General features: G+C 35.6%; 16 protein-coding genes. 5 read left to right on the top strand and 11 right to left on the bottom strand.

Features of this window, described 5'->3' with window-relative positions:
* Positions 1-655: 655 nt before the first annotated feature.
* The 4 genes from IGJ02_RS13700 to IGJ02_RS13715 form a co-directional block, all read right to left on the bottom strand.
* Positions 656-2,203, bottom strand: a complete 1,548-nt coding sequence (locus tag IGJ02_RS13700) for a DUF4097 family beta strand repeat-containing protein (RefSeq protein ID WP_244264873.1) — start codon at positions 2,201-2,203, stop codon at positions 656-658.
* A gap of 8 nt (positions 2,204-2,211) precedes the next feature.
* Complete coding sequence (locus IGJ02_RS13705) at positions 2,212-2,529, bottom strand: PadR family transcriptional regulator (protein ID WP_010762613.1); 318 nt, start codon at positions 2,527-2,529, stop codon at positions 2,212-2,214.
* Between the two features lie 191 nt (positions 2,530-2,720).
* Positions 2,721-3,269, bottom strand: a complete 549-nt coding sequence (locus IGJ02_RS13710; RefSeq protein ID WP_430602400.1) for a hypothetical protein — start codon at positions 3,267-3,269, stop codon at positions 2,721-2,723.
* Positions 3,270-3,307: 38 nt separating this feature from the next.
* Positions 3,308-3,997: a hypothetical protein gene (locus IGJ02_RS13715; RefSeq protein ID WP_430602401.1), complete on the bottom strand. Its 690-nt coding sequence runs from the start codon at positions 3,995-3,997 to the stop codon at positions 3,308-3,310.
* Positions 3,998-4,717: 720 nt separating this feature from the next.
* Between IGJ02_RS13715 and IGJ02_RS13720 the strand changes: the two genes are divergently transcribed.
* From IGJ02_RS13720 to tnpA, 5 genes are all read left to right on the top strand, one after another.
* Entirely contained in the window at positions 4,718-5,911 is a 1,194-nt protein-coding gene (locus tag IGJ02_RS13720; protein WP_174270359.1) for a betaine/proline/choline family ABC transporter ATP-binding protein, read from the top strand.
* 3 nt (positions 5,912-5,914) lie between these two features.
* Positions 5,915-6,550: an ABC transporter permease gene (locus IGJ02_RS13725; protein ID WP_010762608.1), complete on the top strand. Its 636-nt coding sequence runs from the start codon at positions 5,915-5,917 to the stop codon at positions 6,548-6,550.
* Positions 6,547-7,482 (top strand): osmoprotectant ABC transporter substrate-binding protein, encoded by a 936-nt coding sequence (locus IGJ02_RS13730; protein WP_174270358.1) that lies wholly within the window; start codon positions 6,547-6,549, stop codon positions 7,480-7,482. Before IGJ02_RS13725 ends, IGJ02_RS13730 begins: the two co-directional genes overlap by 4 nt.
* Complete coding sequence (locus IGJ02_RS13735) at positions 7,482-8,150, top strand: ABC transporter permease (protein ID WP_010762606.1); 669 nt, start codon at positions 7,482-7,484, stop codon at positions 8,148-8,150. Before IGJ02_RS13730 ends, IGJ02_RS13735 begins: the two co-directional genes overlap by 1 nt.
* Positions 8,151-8,354: 204 nt before the next feature.
* Positions 8,355-8,828: an IS200/IS605 family transposase gene (tnpA, locus tag IGJ02_RS13740; RefSeq protein ID WP_069655109.1), complete on the top strand. Its 474-nt coding sequence runs from the start codon at positions 8,355-8,357 to the stop codon at positions 8,826-8,828.
* 139 nt (positions 8,829-8,967) lie between these two features.
* Here tnpA and IGJ02_RS13745 read toward each other — a convergent pair whose 3' ends face one another.
* The 7 genes from IGJ02_RS13745 to IGJ02_RS13775 all read right to left on the bottom strand — a co-directional run bounded on the left by IGJ02_RS13745 (position 8,968) and on the right by IGJ02_RS13775 (position 17,997).
* On the bottom strand, positions 8,968-10,791 hold the full coding sequence (locus IGJ02_RS13745) for an APC family permease (RefSeq protein ID WP_430602403.1): 1,824 nt from the start codon (positions 10,789-10,791) through the stop codon (positions 8,968-8,970).
* Positions 10,792-11,082: 291 nt separating this feature from the next.
* Positions 11,083-12,744 (bottom strand): MutS-related protein, encoded by a 1,662-nt coding sequence (locus tag IGJ02_RS13750; RefSeq protein WP_430602404.1) that lies wholly within the window; start codon positions 12,742-12,744, stop codon positions 11,083-11,085.
* Between the two features lie 45 nt (positions 12,745-12,789).
* Positions 12,790-12,975, bottom strand: a complete 186-nt coding sequence (locus IGJ02_RS13755) for a hypothetical protein (RefSeq protein WP_430604118.1) — start codon at positions 12,973-12,975, stop codon at positions 12,790-12,792.
* Between the two features lie 6 nt (positions 12,976-12,981).
* The gene (locus IGJ02_RS13760) at positions 12,982-13,320 is read right to left on the bottom strand and encodes a hypothetical protein (RefSeq protein WP_010762603.1); all 339 of its coding nucleotides are present in this window, start codon (positions 13,318-13,320) and stop codon (positions 12,982-12,984) included.
* A gap of 145 nt (positions 13,321-13,465) precedes the next feature.
* Complete coding sequence (locus IGJ02_RS13765; RefSeq protein ID WP_034682979.1) at positions 13,466-14,629, bottom strand: cation diffusion facilitator family transporter; 1,164 nt, start codon at positions 14,627-14,629, stop codon at positions 13,466-13,468.
* Positions 14,630-14,895: 266 nt separating this feature from the next.
* Positions 14,896-17,562 (bottom strand): YhgE/Pip family protein, encoded by a 2,667-nt coding sequence (locus tag IGJ02_RS13770; protein ID WP_430602406.1) that lies wholly within the window; start codon positions 17,560-17,562, stop codon positions 14,896-14,898.
* A 207-nt stretch (positions 17,563-17,769) separates the two neighbouring features.
* The gene (locus IGJ02_RS13775) at positions 17,770-17,997 is read right to left on the bottom strand and encodes a hypothetical protein (protein ID WP_010762600.1); all 228 of its coding nucleotides are present in this window, start codon (positions 17,995-17,997) and stop codon (positions 17,770-17,772) included.
* Positions 17,998-18,033 lie beyond the last annotated feature (36 nt).

An 18,033-nucleotide genomic window follows, 5' to 3' on the forward strand; every position in this document is an offset into this window, starting at 1 on the left:
AGATATTTCTCCCAAAATTGAGTAAAATGGAATATGTCGATGTTACGCATTGACACGGGCAACTTGATTGGTCAGCTTTCTCTGACTTCTCAGGGCTTCATGGATCAGCGCCAACTGATCTGTGAAGTGCCTTTTTTATTATATTCGTTTCCGTCTAGTATTCATTTTAAAGAAAAACAATTCCATAGTCAACAAAGTGTCAGAAAATTTTTTGTTTCGCTGATTTTATGTTGCTAATAGTTCTTATGATGCTTAACTATTGGTATAATTGCTGGACACTCGTGTCTTGATGCAATCTTCGTAGTTTCTAAAAGAGTCTCTAGTGATTTCTTCTTGTTCTAAAATATTTCTTTTTTTAGAAGAGAACCTTGATTATAATTGACCTCTACTTCTTCAAAACACATCTCCCTACTATCAAGCAAAACAAATACCTTAAAACTTTTTCTATATAGAATCAAAGACAAAATCCTTCTACACTGATAGATAGCAGAATTTCTTTTGCTCGACATCTATGTACTACATTAGTAAAGGGAAGCTAAGCAAAACGCGTAATGTTTTGCCCAGCTCCCCTTTTAAATTATAGCTTCCAATAGTACATAACATCTTGCAGATAAACATTTATCAGTAATTTTCTATCTATTACATCTGATTGATCTTACTCAACTTTTTCTAAGATTTTGACATCTCCTGTCTTAGATTTCACGTCAATTTTATATTTACCACTATCTGTTACATCAGAAAAATCATTTCTCAATTCACCAGTCCCTGTACTTGCTGTGACTTTTACAGATTGACTAGGGTCTTGCAACCATTTAATAAATCCAGATTGGCTGGAGACTTTTGCATTTACCTTACTTTCTTGAATCGCAATCGTTGGCCCAGAACCGTTTTCTAGCTCTAGCGTACCTAGATTTTCTTCTGAAACGATTTTCCCGTTTTCATTGCTTAGCAAAATATCACCTTTTGTTCGTTTAACAATTACTTGACCATCTGTGGCAGTTGCTTTAAGTTTCTTTATTTCAGAATCTTCTAAAATCATACGGCCTGAATAGTTGTTTAATGCAACATTATCCGAACGTAAGAATTTTAAAATAGATAGTCCTTTGTTGCCTTCAATCGTTAAGTCCCCTAACATACCTGTGATAACTGTTTTTCCAGAGATGCTATTAACCTTTAAATTCATGGCAGATTCTTCTATGATTACATCGCCAGACTCACTATCTATGTTGCCTTCATCCGCAATAATATTTTTTGCGTAGACATCACCAGCAATTAAATCTAAATCGAAATTTTTGGTTTGAATATCCAATAAGCGCAGATCTCCACGGCTTAAGCCTAAATGAAAATCATCTAGGATCGTTCCTTTTGGAATGAAGAAAATCACTTCTGAACGTCCTGTTCGAGTAAAAGTATCAAAAATATTTTCTTTATCTAATGATAAATTGATTTTATTATCGTGAGACCCATTTTCAATTTTTTTAATGTCACTTTCTTTAAAACGACCTTTGACCATCAAACTTGGTTTTTCAGTACTAGATACTTCTACAGTTGTAATCTCAACATCAGCATCTGAATCAAAACTAAATGCGGCATGATTACTAGAAGTCAAACTGATCTCTTTATAATATTGTCTGCCGGTATACATCAATTGTCCTGTAGCTGAAAAAAACAGTAGCATCATCGTTCCAAATGCCAATAAACCAATTGTCAATCCGTTGATTAATTTTCGTTTTTTTACGATCCCGCCTTTTATCAATTGTAAAATGAGGGCGGACAATAATAAACACAAAATCGTTGGAATTCCAGCGAGATTTCGCTCTCCACTTAGCTCTTTTATTGTATAGACTAGAAAAAAGCCAAACAATCCTAAAAGCACTAGAAACAATAACGGTTTTAACATCATAAACACTGTTTTTAAAAATTTTCTCATTCTTTTTTTCTGTGTTTGAATGAATACGTCTTGAATTTCTTCTCTAGGTACAACAGAAGTTTTGGCATTGATTGCAGCATCTAAACTTAAATCTGCATAGTAGTCTGCTGCGATTTCTTCTGGAGGAGCAAGTCTTGCCACTACCTCTGCTTCTGTCTGCCCTTCTTCTAAACAAATGGCTAATTGCTCTAGTAAGTCTTCCTTTAACTCCTCAAAATCTTCCATATCTTCTTCAGCAAAAGCAGCCTTTAGTTGGTTTAAATATTCTTCCATTGTATTCACTAATCTGCCTCCCTCAGTTTACTCACTTGTTCAACAAATTCATCCCAATCGTGCTCCAAAGTTTCCAAATATTCTGTTCCTTTTTCGGTAATTTGGTAATACTTTCTGGAAGGACCATCTGGCGATTCTTTCGTATAAATGACACAATACGATTCTTTGACTAAACGACGCAAAACTGGGTAAAGCGCCCCTTCAGTAATTGGTATAAACTGATTCACTCGTTGTGTTAATTCATAACCATATCGATCTTCTTTTTGGATAAAATGAAGCACACACATTTCTAAAGCACCTTTTTTAAATTGGCTAGAAGCTCTCATCGCTCAATCCCCTTATCACAGTTTTAATGGACAAATTACCCGCGGTTTCCCTAACTGTCCACTGAAATAAATTGACTATGAAAAGAGTAAATATGACTATGTTAACGTACTAGATTCTTAAAAATGAGCTTTCTAAAAAAAACTCAACATTCTATGATTTACTAGAAATAGTCATGCTCTAAAGTGCTTTATCAGTGGTTATTGCGGTTGTAATTCTTTTTCTCTTGAATGATACCTTGACGCTCTTCTGGTGTCAAATTAGGATCGCCCAATTGCTCGTTCCACTCTCTGTTTTTCTGACCTCTTTCTCGCCCATTAGTTGAAGCACCAGAAACCGTATCAGCTGCTTCCACATTTTCAGGTACAGGTGCTACCTGTGTATTTTCTATCGGTGATTTAGCTACTTCCTGCTCTGTTTCTGACTCTTGTCCCACCTCTTTTTCCCTTATTTGGCTAGCAGCTGTTTCTTCTTCTATTTTTTTGTCAGCTGCTTTTTTTTCGATCTCTTCTTGTTGTTTTTTTACTTTTTGCGCTTCTTGCTCTTTTAGCTTTTTCTTGATTGAGTTTTCAACATGAGCGATTTTTTTTGAAACAACTTCAGCTAGACGCTCTTTTTTTAAAGCAAATCGTTCTCTGACTACTTCATCTTTAGAAAATGCAGCAGTTGTGGTATTTATTGTCTGGGTCATCCCGATACCTATCATCAAAAGAGCTATGCAAAATACTATAAATTTTTTCATTCTAACTTCTCCTTAATCAACATATTTCTTTACTATAGTTATCCTTGGAAAGCATCCAGCAATTCATTAAAACGTTTCTCTTCGTCTACAATGATCCAATAGTTCTTTTCTTTCTTATCTGGTTCTAACTCCAAATGAATCGTTTTCGGTTCTTTGTCAGCCTTCAATTCTTTAAACGTTTTTTTCAATGCTTCAAATTGGATTTGATTAAGGTCTTTGTCATTTAATGCATCTAATTCTTTTAAAATCCCATTTAATTGATTTTCATCAGAAATTTTATCGATATCCTCTATCGTTCTGATCGTGTCGTAACCTTTCTTTTTTAACCATAGTACCAATTCTTCATCTGTTTTTTGATCAATGATTTGATCAAATTTTGTCGAATCTAACCCAATAACCGTCACTTGTGCTTCTTGTTTTTTTCCTGTACGATCATTCATTTTTATTGAGAAACTTGTTTCCTTCTCCAATCGTTCTTGATAAATTGTGGCTAATTCTTTAGCTTGTTCCTTTGAAAGGTCAAATAGTTCAGAAAAATCCTGAATCAAATCCTTTTCACTTGGTGCATCTAATTGATAAAAATACTTCTCTGCTGCTTCTTTATCTTGACCATAAATTACATTGTTGATAAAAGCTGTAGCAACCTCTTTCGGATTGGCATTATTTGCGCATCCAGTCAAAACAACAACTATAAAAGCTAATATAATAATTATTCTCTTTTTTTTCATACGTCTAATTGGCTCCTTTTATAACAATAACTGTTGATTTTTTGTATTTTTTCGATTTTTGATTATATATTTAAAAATCGTATAGAATTTAACTCTGATTAGTTGCTTATCCTCTACTGCATATGTCGCACTCAAATTATCAACCGTGGGCAATTTTTTTTATTCATTCAATGAATTTTCAGCACGTTTATATGGTTTCAAAAATAAAATAACCTAATAAAACAAGCTTCTAGCTATGATTTCAGCGCTATTTCCATTGGAATCGTGAAAAAAAGCGCCATATCAAGTAAATAAATTGAATACTAGCAAAACCAGTTAATACAAATTTTCGATACCCAACATGTTTCTTTGAAACAAGATAAAACAAAACTAAATAACTTACACTAAATACCAAATAGGCTAACCCAAAAATTTCTATTTCATTCTCCTTCTCACTCCCTATTATTCATAAAATAGTAGTCGATAGTCAACAATATACTAAGCTTTACATCTATTGTCAATAGAATAATAGTCAACACAAAATTCTTAACTAACTTTTTCAGTATATTTGTTGTTAAAAAATTAGATTTTCCCATTATTTTTGGCCTTAAATAACGAAAAAAAACATCTGATTTGTCGAAATCTCTGTTTTGTAGCATACTAGTAGTAGAAACGTTTTTTAGGAAACACTGAAATCAGTTAGGAAACAAGATACAGAAAAAAGAATTTGGGGTGAGAAAGTTGATCGAATTTCAACATGTTTCAAAAATTTACAAAGGCGGTAAAATCGCCGTAGATGACATCAATCTGTCTTTTGATAAAGGTGAATTTATCTGCTTTATCGGAACCAGTGGTAGTGGAAAAACAACTTCTATGCGGATGATCAATCGAATGACTGATCCATCAAAAGGAAAAATCTTGATCAATGGTGAAGATATTCAAACAATCAATCCAGTAGAGTTACGTAGAAAAATCGGTTATGTCATTCAAAATATCGGTTTAATGCCACATATGACAATCAGAGAAAACATCGTGCTTGTACCTAAGTTATTAAAAGTCGACCTAGAGGAACGCAACAAAATTGCAGAAAAAATGATTGATTTAGTTGAACTACCTAGAGAAATGCTAGATCGTTATCCTAATGAACTTTCCGGTGGTCAACAACAAAGAATCGGTGTCGTCCGTGCTCTTGCGGCCAACCAAGATATCATTTTGATGGATGAACCGTTTGGTGCTTTAGATCCAATCACAAGGGATTCTTTGCAAGATTTAGTCAAAGACTTACAAGAACGGTTAGGAAAAACGATTGTTTTTGTTACTCATGATATGGATGAAGCACTAAAACTATCAAATAGAATCGCAATCATGAGCGAAGGAAAAGTTATTCAGTTTGATACACCAGATAATATTTTACGTCATCCTGTCAATGAATTTGTTGAAGAATTGATTGGTGAAGATCGCCTGATCCAAGCCAAACCAGATATTACGACAGTTGGTGAAGTGATGCTGAACAATGCCATCACGATCACACCAGAAAAATCATTGTCAGAAGCGATCAAGCTAATGAGAGAAAAACGTGTTGATACACTCTTAGTGGTGGATGGTGCAGGCGTATTAAAAGGCTTTATTGATGTCGAAACACTTGACCGTCGTAGAAATACTGCTACTAGCGTGAGTGATATCATGAATCCAAAAGTATTCTTTGTAAAAAAATCGTCTTTACTACGCGATACCTTACAACGAATCTTAAAACGCGGCTTAAAATATGTACCTGTTGTAGATGACCAACAAAAAGTAGTTGGGATCTTAACCAGAGCTTCTCTCGTAGATATCGTTTATGATGTCATCTGGGGTGAAGAAGAAACAGAAGATGGGACTCCCGCTTTAAGTGAAACAGAATCAACTGATGTCAAACAACCTCAAGCGGAGGTGTAAAAAATGAATCAATTTCTTTTAGAAAGAGGAAATGAACTTGTTACTAAAATTGGTGAACATATTTTCATTTCAGGTGTAGCACTCCTTTTAGGGATTTTATTTGCAGTACCGATTGGGATTTTATTAACTAGAACCAAAAGGACTGCAGCCATCGTCATCGGCTTAACAAGTGCTTTACAGACCGTTCCTTCATTGGCATTACTTGCACTTATGATTCCGATTTTTGGTGTTGGTAAAATTCCAGCAATCATTGCTTTGTTTATTTACTCTTTACTCCCTATCTTAAGAAATACGTATATTGGGATCAAAGAAGTCAGTTCTGATTATAAAGATGCTGCTAAAGGGATGGGCATGACAAATGTTCAGTCGATTTTCATGGTCGAATTGCCGATAGCAATGCCGACCATCATGGCTGGGATTCGTCTAGCTGCAGTTTATGTAATCGCTTGGGCAACACTTGCTTCTTACATTGGTGCTGGTGGCCTTGGAGACTTTATTTTCAGTGGATTAAATAATTATCAACCTGATTTGATTTTTGCTGGAACCATTCCTGTTACTATTTTAGCTTTAGCAGCAGACTTGTTACTCGGTCTGTTAGAGAAGAAACTTACTCCTAAAGCATTGAAGGAGGCAGAATGATGAAACGAAAATTTAAATTATTACTCATAACTTTTTGTAGCGCTTTATTATTATCCGGTTGTTCTTTACCAGGACTTGCTTCTAACTCTGATGACTCAACAATTTCCATTACTGGGGGAATCACATCAGAAGCACAAATACTAGCAAGTTTAGTCGCTGGCATGATTGAACATTACACGGATGAAAAAACAACGATCATCAATAATTTGGCAACAACTACGATCAATCATCAAGCTATGATGAATGGCGACGCACAAATTTCAGCTGCCCGTTATACAGGGACTGATTTAACCACTACATTAAACTTAGAACCCATCAAAGATCCTAAAAAAGCCTTTGAAGTTGTACAATCAGAGTTTCAAAAAAGATTTCAGCAAAAATGGTTTAATTCTTATGGATTCGCTAATACCTACGCATTTATGGTCACACAAGAAACCGCTAAAAAGTATAATTTAAAAACCATCAGCGACCTAAAAAAAGTTGGTGATCAATTGACAGCTGGTGTGGATACTTCTTGGATTGACCGTAAAGGTGATGGTTATAAAGGCTTTACTGAAACATATGGTTTTGATTTCAAACGCGTTTTCCCGATGCAGATTGGTTTAGTTTATGATGCTGTTGCGGCAAATAAGATGGATGTCGTTTTAGGTTATTCAACAGATGGCCGAATCGGCAGTTATGATTTGGTTATTTTAGAAGATGATCTCCATTTCTTCCCGCCTTATGATGCTTGTGCTGTTGCAACAGATGAAATCTTAAAAAAACATCCTGAATTAAATGACGTTCTAGCTAAGTTATCTGGACAAATTTCAACAGAAACGATGCAAAAACTAAATTATCAAGCAGATAATGATTTGATGGAACCTGAGACTGTTGCTGATAATTTCTTAAAAGAACACCATTTCTTCGAGTCTGAAGGAGGTGGAAAATAATGCAGAACCTACAAGATATGAATTTACTGCAGCAGTTTATCTATTACTTTGAACAAAACGGTAGCTATGTCTTGAGTCAATTTGTCAGACATTTTCTAATTTCTATCTACGGTGTATTATTTGCCGCAATTGTTGGAATACCGATTGGCATTTTCATTGCTCGCAGAAGAAAAATGGCTGGCTGGGTCGTAAGTATCGCTAACTTGATCCAAACAGTTCCTTCCCTTGCTATGCTTTCAATTTTGATGCTCGGTCTTGGACTTGGGGTAAATACTGTTATTGTCACCGTCTTCCTCTATTCTCTATTACCGATCATCAAGAATACCTACACTGGAATGATCCAAGTCGATCGAAATATTTTAGATGTTGGTAAAGGAATGGGCATGACAAAATGGCAGCGACTTTATATGGTAGAATTGCCACTCTCTGTTTCCGTGATCATGGCTGGTATTCGTAATGCTTTAGTTGTGGCGATTGGAATCACAGCAATTGGAGCGTTTGTAGGCGCCGGTGGCCTTGGTGACATCATTATTCGCGGAACCAATGCAACTGACGGCACCGCGATCATCCTTGTTGGAGCCTTACCTACTGCTTTAATGGCAATCATTACAGACTGGGTATTAGGCATGATCGAACGCCGATTAGATCCAGCGAGTAAACATTCATAGAAAAGCGGAATAAACCCGTTCTTTCAAAAAAAAGCAGATAAGAATCTCTTCAGATTCTTATCTGCTTTTATTGTGTGTTCTGAAAACCACCTGCTATGCGGGTGGTTCCATAGAGCTTCCAGCGAGGTAATAAAAAAGCCCCCTAAAATGTTAAACTGATATAGGTTTCCCGACCGTATCATCAACATTAAAGGAGGTTCCTTTATGAAAAAGGACAATCAAAGTTTATCACACACCGTATGGAAATGTAAGTATCACATCGTCTTTGCGCCAAAATACCGTCGCCAAATCATTTATGGCAAGTACAAGAAAAGTATCGGAGAAATCATTCGACTTTTATGTGAAAGAAAAGGCGTCGACATCATCGAGGCAAATGCATGTCGAGATCACATTCATTTGTTGGTCAGTATTCCACCGAAATTAAGTGTCTCGGGTTTTATCGGTTACCTAAAAGGAAAAAGTAGTTTAATGATTTTCGATAGACATGCGAATTTAAAGTATCGATATGGCAACCGTAAGTTTTGGTGTCGTGGCTATTATGTCGATACCGTTGGCCGAAACAAAAAACAAATAGAAGAATATATACGCAATCAAGTTCAGGAAGATCATATAGCAGATCAGCTGACGTTGTTTGAGGAGTATGATCCGTTCACAGGTAATAAAAATAGCAAAAAATAAAAAATGAGATTCTTTTAGAATCAGCGAGAAGAAGTGGTGCGTGAGGGAGACCCGATCAGAAGGCCTTTTAGGCCGTGGCCGGTAAAAGAGGCTTTCAGCCGAAGAGCAAACCTCCAGTTCTCACTGGAGGTTTTGATTATTACTTCTTCAAATGATAACTATACGTAGCCACAACAATATTTTCCCGCCAAGATAATTTTAACCGTAACCGTAAACTCGTCTGATTATGCAAAATATTTTGCCAACGTCGATTCGGAACGAATTGGGGAATCAAAACCGTCGTCGTATAATTCCGTTTCGCTGAATTTTTACTTACCAAATCTACATAACGGAGAATTGGATTTGTGATAGAACGATACGAAGAATGAACAATAGAAAAACGAATATCAGGAAATTGTTGTTTAAACTCCGCTTCAATTTCCTTTTCTTTTTCGATATTTTCGTCTAGTGACACATGCATCGCAACCACATAATCACCGATTGAACGTGCATAATTCACTGCCCCCACATTTGCTTGGGTCGCATTACCTACTAAAACAATCACTGTATTCCCATGAAACGCCTGTTCCTTCACCGTTTCTTCTAAACGTAATTGTTCGGCTACGTTTTGGTAATGAGCATGAATACTGTAAAAAACAAAAATCAAAACTGGCATAATTATAAAGAAAGGCCAGATATCGCCTAAACGATACATGAATAAGATAACGATGATCGCATAAGAAATCAAAGCACCCACAATATTAGCAATCGATTTTGATAACCATTTTTTAGTCTCTTTCCGCCACTTAATAACCATCCCAGTCTGAGATAGTGCAAATGGAATAAATACACCAATTGAATAGAGCGGAATCAATCGTTCAGTTGACCCTTGAAAAATCAATAGTAACACAACAGAACCCGCAGCTAAGGTCAAAATACCATTTGAATAGCCTAAACGATCCCCCCGGTCCATATACATATGCGGCATAAATTTATCTTTCGCTAAATTATAGGCTAGCACTGGAAAGGCTGAAAATCCCGTATTGGCGGCTACAGCTAAAATTAGTGCTGTCGTAAATTGCAAGACATAATAAAGTATATTTTGCCCAAAAACTGCTTTTCCGATTTGAGCCAACACAGTCACTTCAGTTTGAGGAACAATTCCATACCAATAATTTATGAATGTAATCCCAACAAAGAAAAACCCTAAAATTGCCGCCATCAATGTTAACGTACCTGCCGCATTTTTTGCTCTAGGCTTTTTAAAAAAAGGCACTGCATTACTAATTGCTTCAACCCCTGTCAATGAAGACGAACCAGAAGAAAATGCTCGTAAAATCAAGGCTACCGTAATGCCGGGTACAACGGTTCCAGGTATGGCGGTTGCATGCAACGGCACGACTCCTGTCATGATTTTAAACAAACCTGTTGCAATCAACAAGGTGATTACAGCTATAAAACTATACACAGGAAACATCAAAAAACTAGCCGATTCTCTTAAACCTCGCAGATTCATCAACATAATCAACAAAACAATGACGATTGAAATGGCTACTTGATGCCCATACAATGCAGGCACTGCTGAAATTATCGCCTCAGCTCCTGCAGAAACAGAAACAGCAACTGTCAGCATATAATCAACTAGTAGTGATCCGCCAGCCACTAAACCTGCATTCTTTCCTAAATTTTCACTACTGACAACATAAGCACCGCCGCCATGAGGATACGCATGAATGATTTGCCGATAAGATAACGTTAATGAAATAAGTAAAATAATAACAAAAGCAGCGATCGGTAACGAATACCATATGGCAGCAGCGGATAATGTAACAAGTACAACAACGATCTGTTCAGTACCATAAGCAATCGAAGACAAAGCATCAGATGACAATAACGCCAGTGCTGCAAATCGACTTAATTTATGCTCATCGTTTTCAGTAGATTTTAAGGGCTTTCCGATAAACAATCGTTTTAAATAGTCCACTTTTTTACTCTCTCCTTCTCTGATTTTTTCTATCCTATTTTCAGAAAAAAACTATATTTTTTCCACAAACAATGACATATGCTACTCTCATAAATTACAATTGTCAATTATTTATCTGCTAAACTCTTGAAATATTCATTCCTTCCTCTTTATCTATTAAAGAAACTCTCAAACCTTTTATTTTCTTCATTTTATCAAGATTCTCTTTTCAAAAAAAATATTTCGATTATCCTATTTTTGATCGTGCAAAAAAGACACGACCAGCCTTAATAGCTGTCCATGTCTTCAAGATTATTCTAACGTTTGCCAAGTGCGATAGTTATCAAAATAATCAGCTTCTCTTTTCGCCTGTTCAACGACGCTTTCTGGATAATTCAGTACATGCAAAAGCTGAATAGCATTTCTCGTTGTTGAAGGCCCTTGTTTCAAGCGGTAATCAAAAGTCACGCCCTGTTCTTTCGTTACTTGTTCTTCAAAATGAACATTTTCGCACGATTCTTTCAAAATTTCTGTTAGCTCGATATCATGAGTTGCTACAAAAGCGAGCGATGGGTAATGATTTAACCAATGAATCATACTAGATGAAGCGGCTATTCGTTCAATCGTATTTGTTCCTTTTAATATTTCATCAATGAAACACAGACAAGGAACTCTCGTTTCGGCAAAGTCCAGCACTCGTTTAACAGACTTAGTTTCTGCCACAAAATAACTGTCTCCTTCAAAAATATTATCTTCAACAGCCATTGAGGTCAAGATATGTCCAAATGGTAATTGAAACTCAGTGGCTAAAGCCGTGTGAATCGTTGCAGAAAGGATACAACTGATTGCGACACTTTTGACGTAAGTTGACTTGCCTGAAGCATTTGAACCTGTTACAAGAGTGTTTTTCCTCCAATCCACATCATTCGGCATAGGTGTCGCTAATAAGGGGTGGTAAACTTCTGTTCCAGTTACCACGATTTCATCGGAAAAGATGGGTTGGCTTGTATCAGGCATTACTGTTCGAAAGTTTAAAACAGCCGCTGCAACTTCTAATTCTCCAAGTAGACGCCACATTTCTTTTGCCTGAATCTCATAATTTGATAACTTTTTCAAAACAAAATTATACGAAATAAATGGCAACATGAAAATCATTGCTAAGTAGTCAAACATCATCTCAGCTTCACTATTAGACTTCATTCTGAAAGAAATACCAAATTTAGTCATTGAGCTAAGTGGTTGTAGATTTTTCATTAACTCTTCTTGAAAAGGAGTTTTTATTTTCACTAATTTCTTTGCACAAACAACCGTTTGAACTAGGTAGCCCATACAAATCAACTCACGTTGTAAGGTTTCTTTTTTTATCTGATAATAGATCACATTAAATAAAACTGACCCTAAAAGCAATACAATGGATAGCGTTGTTGGAAATACTAGTAACAATACTAAAGCTGCAATCGGCAATAATCCGCACACTAAGTATAATGTTGTATTTGGTAACTCTTGGCTTCTTGTTTCACTTAGATAACTTTCTACATGATTATTATCTTGTTTACCTAAACAGGCAAATTGAAATTGAACTGCTTCACGAATATCAGGATTTTGTTGATAGTAGTTGATCAGCATTTCCAAACGATCGTGACTTTTTTCAGAAAAGTTGAAATTCCTTAAGCGTTGATACAGCGCTTGGGAACCAATACTCGAATACGTTCCATTGATTCGTTCAAACAAAGCAAATCCGTCTAAATCATACCAAGTAATATCATCGACCTCACTATCGTAAGTTCTATACTTTTTAGCTTTTTGCCACGCAAGTTTTAAGCTCTCTTCTTTATCAAAAAAACGCCCGCTGGGAAATGTTCCCCATTTCCTTTTTACCATTGTCTTTAATTTCAAACGATTATGTGTTTCCATTATAGTAATAATCAACATAATCAGTCCGATAAATCCTATTACAATCAATTGAGCCTCCATTCAACATCCTCCTTTTAATTTTAGTATAGGGTTTTGTATATTTACTTACAAGGAAAAGAGTAAACACAATTGACTCGTACTTTCGAAAATCCAAAAGCAACAAAGCTGAATAACTGGATAGAAAAAAGCAGCTCCGAGAAACAAGCTGAAATTCACATAAATTTGAAAAATAATTTTCGTGAATTTCTTCTTATTACTCGGAGCTAAACGCTTTTGTCTCGTCCTCGTTATTTATTTTTATAATTGATAATAGTCTCTATTCATACTTTCATATTCATCTAAGTGCCATTCTTGTACTGCAGGTTCTTCTAAAGTATTCCTTTTAGGATACTCAAATTCTATTGATTTAGAATACTGAGCATTCGCTGTCAACATATGAGAAATTGTTTCATCCTGCATTTTTATTATATGTTTCAAACGGATTTTTTCTAACTTTAAATCCATGATTTCCTCTTGTTGTATATCCTTTTTACCCAATAAATTCTCTAAAAAATGTTTTTCTCTAACAATGACCAAGGTCAAAACAACGATTACGACCACTAAAAAATATAGCACCATTACTAAATTTGTATCCATTTATAATTCCTCCTAACAATCCCATCACTATGTTACCATGTTAGAAGTCCATATTTTTTCATTTTTTTAGTAAAAACCACTGGTTTTAGATATTTTTTTGAGAAAAATTAATATATTATTATATTTTTTATCTTTTAATATATATTTAAAGTAAATAATTGTGATCAAAGGTCACTTCTACGATATAATCACCAATGTTTCTATACACTTGTTCTTGTAGACGAATCCTTAGTTCTTGATCTGTTGCCTTAAAATGATTTGGAACAACTAAATCAAATAAAATACGTTGTTTCCCACCATGATCGACTAAACGAATATCATGTCCTTTTAATTCGCCATTGATCCCTTTAATGATTTTCTTTAGTTCTTGGTGAATGAACTGTTGTGTTTGATCGTGTAAGTTTACCGGATCGATATGGCAAACAAGATCCACATCTAACTGCTCTTTAAATTTCTTTTCAATCTCATCAATTGTTTCATGGGCCTGTGTCAAATCCCAGCGATCATCGATTTCAATATGCACCGAAGCAAAGGTTTTATTCGGTCCGTATTGATGAATCAGCAAATCATGATACCCTATGATTTCCGGAACGGAAGATAAATAAAGTTTCATTTTATCGATAGCCTCTTGATTAGGCCGTAGCCCCATCAATTCATTTACAAACTCTCGGATCAACTGCAACCCACTAAAAATAATATAACAAGCAATTACTAGTCCCACGATTCCATCGATTCTCAATCCAGTAAGTCCTTCAACCGAAGCTGAAACTAAAACAGCAATTGTTGTGAATACATCATTTAAGCTATCTTTAGCAGTTGCGATCAGGGTATTCGAATCAATTCTCTTAGCAACTCGTTTGTAAAAAACACTTTGCCAAACTTTGATCAAAATAGACAATAACAACACGATCAAAATCACAGGTGTTACCTTGATACTTTGCGGGTCTTTGATTCGTTCGATAGATGTCATAAAAAATTGAAATCCTACAAACGTGATCAACAATGACACTAACATACCACTGATATATTCAAAACGTTCATGTCCATACGGGTGTTCTTCGTCTGCTGGTTTCCCAGAAATATAAAAACCAACGAGTGTCAAAACCGAAGACACTGTATCTGACAGGTTGTTCATCGCATCGGCCATGATCGACACACTTCCTGAAACTAGCCCAATCAATAATTTACTGACAAAAAGCAGCAAGTTGGATAATAAGCCGATGATCCCGGCAAAAATTCCAAATGCCGTTCTAAGATCAGCACTTTTTTGTTGTTTTTTTTCAAAGCGATCAATTAAAAAATTTATCATCATATTCCCTACCTCGTTTTTAGCATATCTTAAGACTATAAAATGATTTCAGAAATTTGTATAGTGAAAAGGAGCTTTTATTAGTGACTTTTTATTGTTTAGAAAGACCCAAGTTGATTGATTGGACTTCTTTGTTTTTTTATTAGGGATGCCTTGAAAGAAAATAATGACTTATATCATGTTTTGATCGTCACTAAATAGCAAAAGATTGAAGCTGACTTATTAGAACGTCGCCTCAATCTTTTGCTATAGATCACTACTGAATTTTAATGGAAAATATGACTTTCGTGTGAAACCTTCGCCAATTTTTTCGTTTTTTCTTCGATATAAGGGTAGAAGAAAATCCCTAATACACAGAATACAATTGAAATACAACTTAAGATAATGATCGCCTTCCAAGCATTAGGCCAGTATATTCCTCCAGCAGATTCACGCAATAAGTTCACCGCATGCGTAAATGGTAAAAATGGATTGATAAATTGGAAGAATTTACCAGAGACTTGAATTGGATAATTTCCTCCACCTCCGGAAATAGAAAGTACTAGAATAATGATTGCAGCTCCTTTTCCGACATTGCCGAACAAGGCTACAAGTACATAAACCATCATCATAAAGGCAAAGGCGATCAATAGCGCAAACAAGACACTGTAAAATGGTTGCCTTACATCTACGCCCAATAAGAAGTAATTTCCTAATGTCACAATCAAAGCTTGAGCTAGTCCCATGACTAAGAATGTTAACATCCTTGCAGAAAATTGTTCTCGTTTAGAATATTTTCCGCGGTCTTTTTCGTCTAAATGAAAGTCGGTTGTTGCAACACTTGAAAATAAAACGGCCCCCACCCATAAACAAAGAGCTGTATAAAATGGTGTGCTTGCTGATCCGTTATTGGCGATAGGATAAATTTTATTTTCAGAAACTTCAACTGGTTTAGCAAAAAAGTCACTTTCAGCATTAGCATCCAGTTTAAGCAACTTTATCACTTGACCAAGGTCAACATCCTTTTCCCCTTTACGGATTGCTTCAGCGGCTTTATGAAGACCTGTTTTGATGTTTGGCCAGTCATTTTGAACAAGGTCATTGGCTTTATCCAAAGCGGCTTCAAGATCAGGCATTTTTTCATTGACTGTTTTTAAAGTACTTGTGATGTTTTCTTTGATTCCTGGATAATCATTTTGAATAAATCCAGCTGCTAAACCTAATTTTTCTTCTATAACTGGTAATTCGTTATTGTAAAGGTCTGCCCCTTTATTGATACCATTTACGATCGTATCCATATGACCGTTCAATAGAACATTGGCATCGTGGACTTCTTGTTTGATTGCAGGTAATTCAGCTTGGTATTTCTCTAAGATACCGATCGCATTAGCGACTGTGCCCTCTGTTGAATTTAGTAATGTAGCAAAATCGATTTGTTTTGCTTTATCTAGTAAACCTTGAGCCGTGCCGATCGTCGCGATTAATTTAGTTAAAATATCATTGACCATCGTTGAAACTGCATCAACATCAATACTTGAAGCTGTTGCAGCAATTTCATTTGCACCATTTTGAATAGCTTCCAAATCAGCATCCGTGATTGCATTGACGTCTAAACTATCCACTTTAGCTTTTAAAGTCGAAATCAAATTACTAACTGTATTTAGCTTATCAATAGTAGGCTGTAAATCTTGATTTCCAGCCGATTCTTGTATCTGAGTCAAGGTTTGGATCAATTGTTGAATGACCGCTTTTTGTTGCCCTAAACTATTTGATAACTGTTGTTTCAATACTTCACGTTCTTCTGGTGTCAAACGATTGTCACGCAGTTGTTCTACCACAGAGGCAACGCTTGAGCTAATGGTTCCAATTGCTTGTAAAGTTACTTTCATGCTACTGGTGATGCCTGGTAGCGCTTCTTGTAGTTTAGCCGCCCCTTCAGAAGTTGCTGTCGCTAAACTATCTGCTTGATCACCCAGCTTTTGAATATCTGGTAAAGCTGTTTGTACCCCTTGAATAATTGTTAGTCCTTGTTTTGCTTCATTGATTCCTTCAGTCATTGTTTGTTCAACTGAAGCGAAGTCCTCATCGATCATCGCTAACTGTTTACCGGCATTTTGAATTTCCGGAATTTTTTGCTGTAAGGTTAAAATAACTTTGGCTTGTTCTTTGATCGTCGGCATCTTACTATTTAAGTCGACTAGTTTTGCACCTAATGCATCGACTTGAGGTAAGTATTCCACAAATTCATTTGCTTTAGCTAGTTTTGTTTTCAGCTCTGGCATTTTACCATGTAAATCTACAACTTCTTGTGTATACTTATCGATTTGATCGATATTCTCATCTGTTGAAAGAATCATGTTCTTCACTTTAGTGATACTAACTAGATTAGAATCTAAATTGTAACCAATATCGTTAAACACACTAACTAATGTGCCGCTGGCTGTTTTAGTGAATTCATCTGTAATTTGTGCTTGTAAAGAAGACGCACCTTTTTCTGCAATTTTAGGAGCAATCGCATTGATTTTCTCATTGATTGAATAATCTATTTTAGGCTTAGTAATTTCCCCCGTCGTGAAACTCAACAAATCTTTAGAGAAATCTTTTGGTAAATAAATACCCGCATAATACTTACCAGATCTTACCCCTTTATCTAATTCCTGTTTCGAGTCTACGAATTTCCAACCTAATTGCTTATTCTTATGAAGATTTTTAAGAACTTCATCACCAATATTGACCTCTTTGTCTTTGAAGGTTGCTGCTTTGTCGTCGCTGTATACTGCAATCGGTAATTCTCCTGTGTTTGCATAAGGATCCCATAAGGCTTTAATATTGAACCATGCATAAAGTGATGGAATAATCATCAGTGCAATAATCAAAAATGTAGCAATTGGGTTTTTAAAAATGCGTTGCCAATCTAATTTAAATAACTTCAATGTATTTTTTATGTGTTTCATCCTGTTCACCCACTCTTTTTAATGACTGATTTACTTTAGCATAATCTTTTTATCAATAACAAATGAAAAATCATTTTTTTGTCCATTTCTACGACAGGTCTCTCAAATTGTCGTAGAGATTTCTTCTATGTATTTAGCGGAGCCTTTCTGACACCTAAAAAAAGACAAACTCATCCGACTGAATCAGCTTGTCTTTACCTTAACTGTTTATAGTTTTGCTGAAAACTCTGATACTACTTTTTTAACTTCGTTCACTGAATCAGGATCTAAGTAGGAAAGTGCTCTAGGAACCACACTCATAAGATACATCTTATCTAGCTTATCCGTTGATTTTCTTTCCATCAATTCTGCTAGTAAATGTTTCATGTCTTCTTGATGCTCCGCTGTTGTTCGATCCATTATGAAGTCATAAAATTTCTTTTCGTCTGCTTTCATCGCTTATGCCTCCTAGAATTTTATTCTATTATAAAC

Source organism: Enterococcus sp. DIV0724b (genome assembly GCF_050531475.1).
In the GTDB taxonomy this organism is placed as follows: domain Bacteria; phylum Bacillota; class Bacilli; order Lactobacillales; family Enterococcaceae; genus Enterococcus_L; species Enterococcus_L haemoperoxidus.

Coding starts and splice junctions, on each gene's coding strand:
- IGJ02_RS13700 (WP_244264873.1), bottom strand. CDS start 2,203: ATGGAAGAATATTTAAACCAACTAAAGGCTGCTTTTGCTGAAGAAGAT.
- IGJ02_RS13705 (WP_010762613.1), bottom strand. CDS start 2,529: ATGAGAGCTTCTAGCCAATTTAAAAAAGGTGCTTTAGAAATGTGTGTG.
- IGJ02_RS13710 (WP_430602400.1), bottom strand. CDS start 3,269: ATGAAAAAATTTATAGTATTTTGCATAGCTCTTTTGATGATAGGTATC.
- IGJ02_RS13715 (WP_430602401.1), bottom strand. CDS start 3,997: ATGAAAAAAAAGAGAATAATTATTATATTAGCTTTTATAGTTGTTGTT.
- IGJ02_RS13725 (WP_010762608.1), top strand. CDS start 5,915: ATGAATCAATTTCTTTTAGAAAGAGGAAATGAACTTGTTACTAAAATT.
- IGJ02_RS13730 (WP_174270358.1), top strand. CDS start 6,547: ATGATGAAACGAAAATTTAAATTATTACTCATAACTTTTTGTAGCGCT.
- IGJ02_RS13735 (WP_010762606.1), top strand. CDS start 7,482: ATGCAGAACCTACAAGATATGAATTTACTGCAGCAGTTTATCTATTAC.
- tnpA (WP_069655109.1), top strand. CDS start 8,355: ATGAAAAAGGACAATCAAAGTTTATCACACACCGTATGGAAATGTAAG.
- IGJ02_RS13750 (WP_430602404.1), bottom strand. CDS start 12,744: ATGGAGGCTCAATTGATTGTAATAGGATTTATCGGACTGATTATGTTG.
- IGJ02_RS13760 (WP_010762603.1), bottom strand. CDS start 13,320: ATGGATACAAATTTAGTAATGGTGCTATATTTTTTAGTGGTCGTAATC.
- IGJ02_RS13765 (WP_034682979.1), bottom strand. CDS start 14,629: ATGATAAATTTTTTAATTGATCGCTTTGAAAAAAAACAACAAAAAAGT.
- IGJ02_RS13770 (WP_430602406.1), bottom strand. CDS start 17,562: ATGAAACACATAAAAAATACATTGAAGTTATTTAAATTAGATTGGCAA.
- IGJ02_RS13775 (WP_010762600.1), bottom strand. CDS start 17,997: ATGAAAGCAGACGAAAAGAAATTTTATGACTTCATAATGGATCGAACA.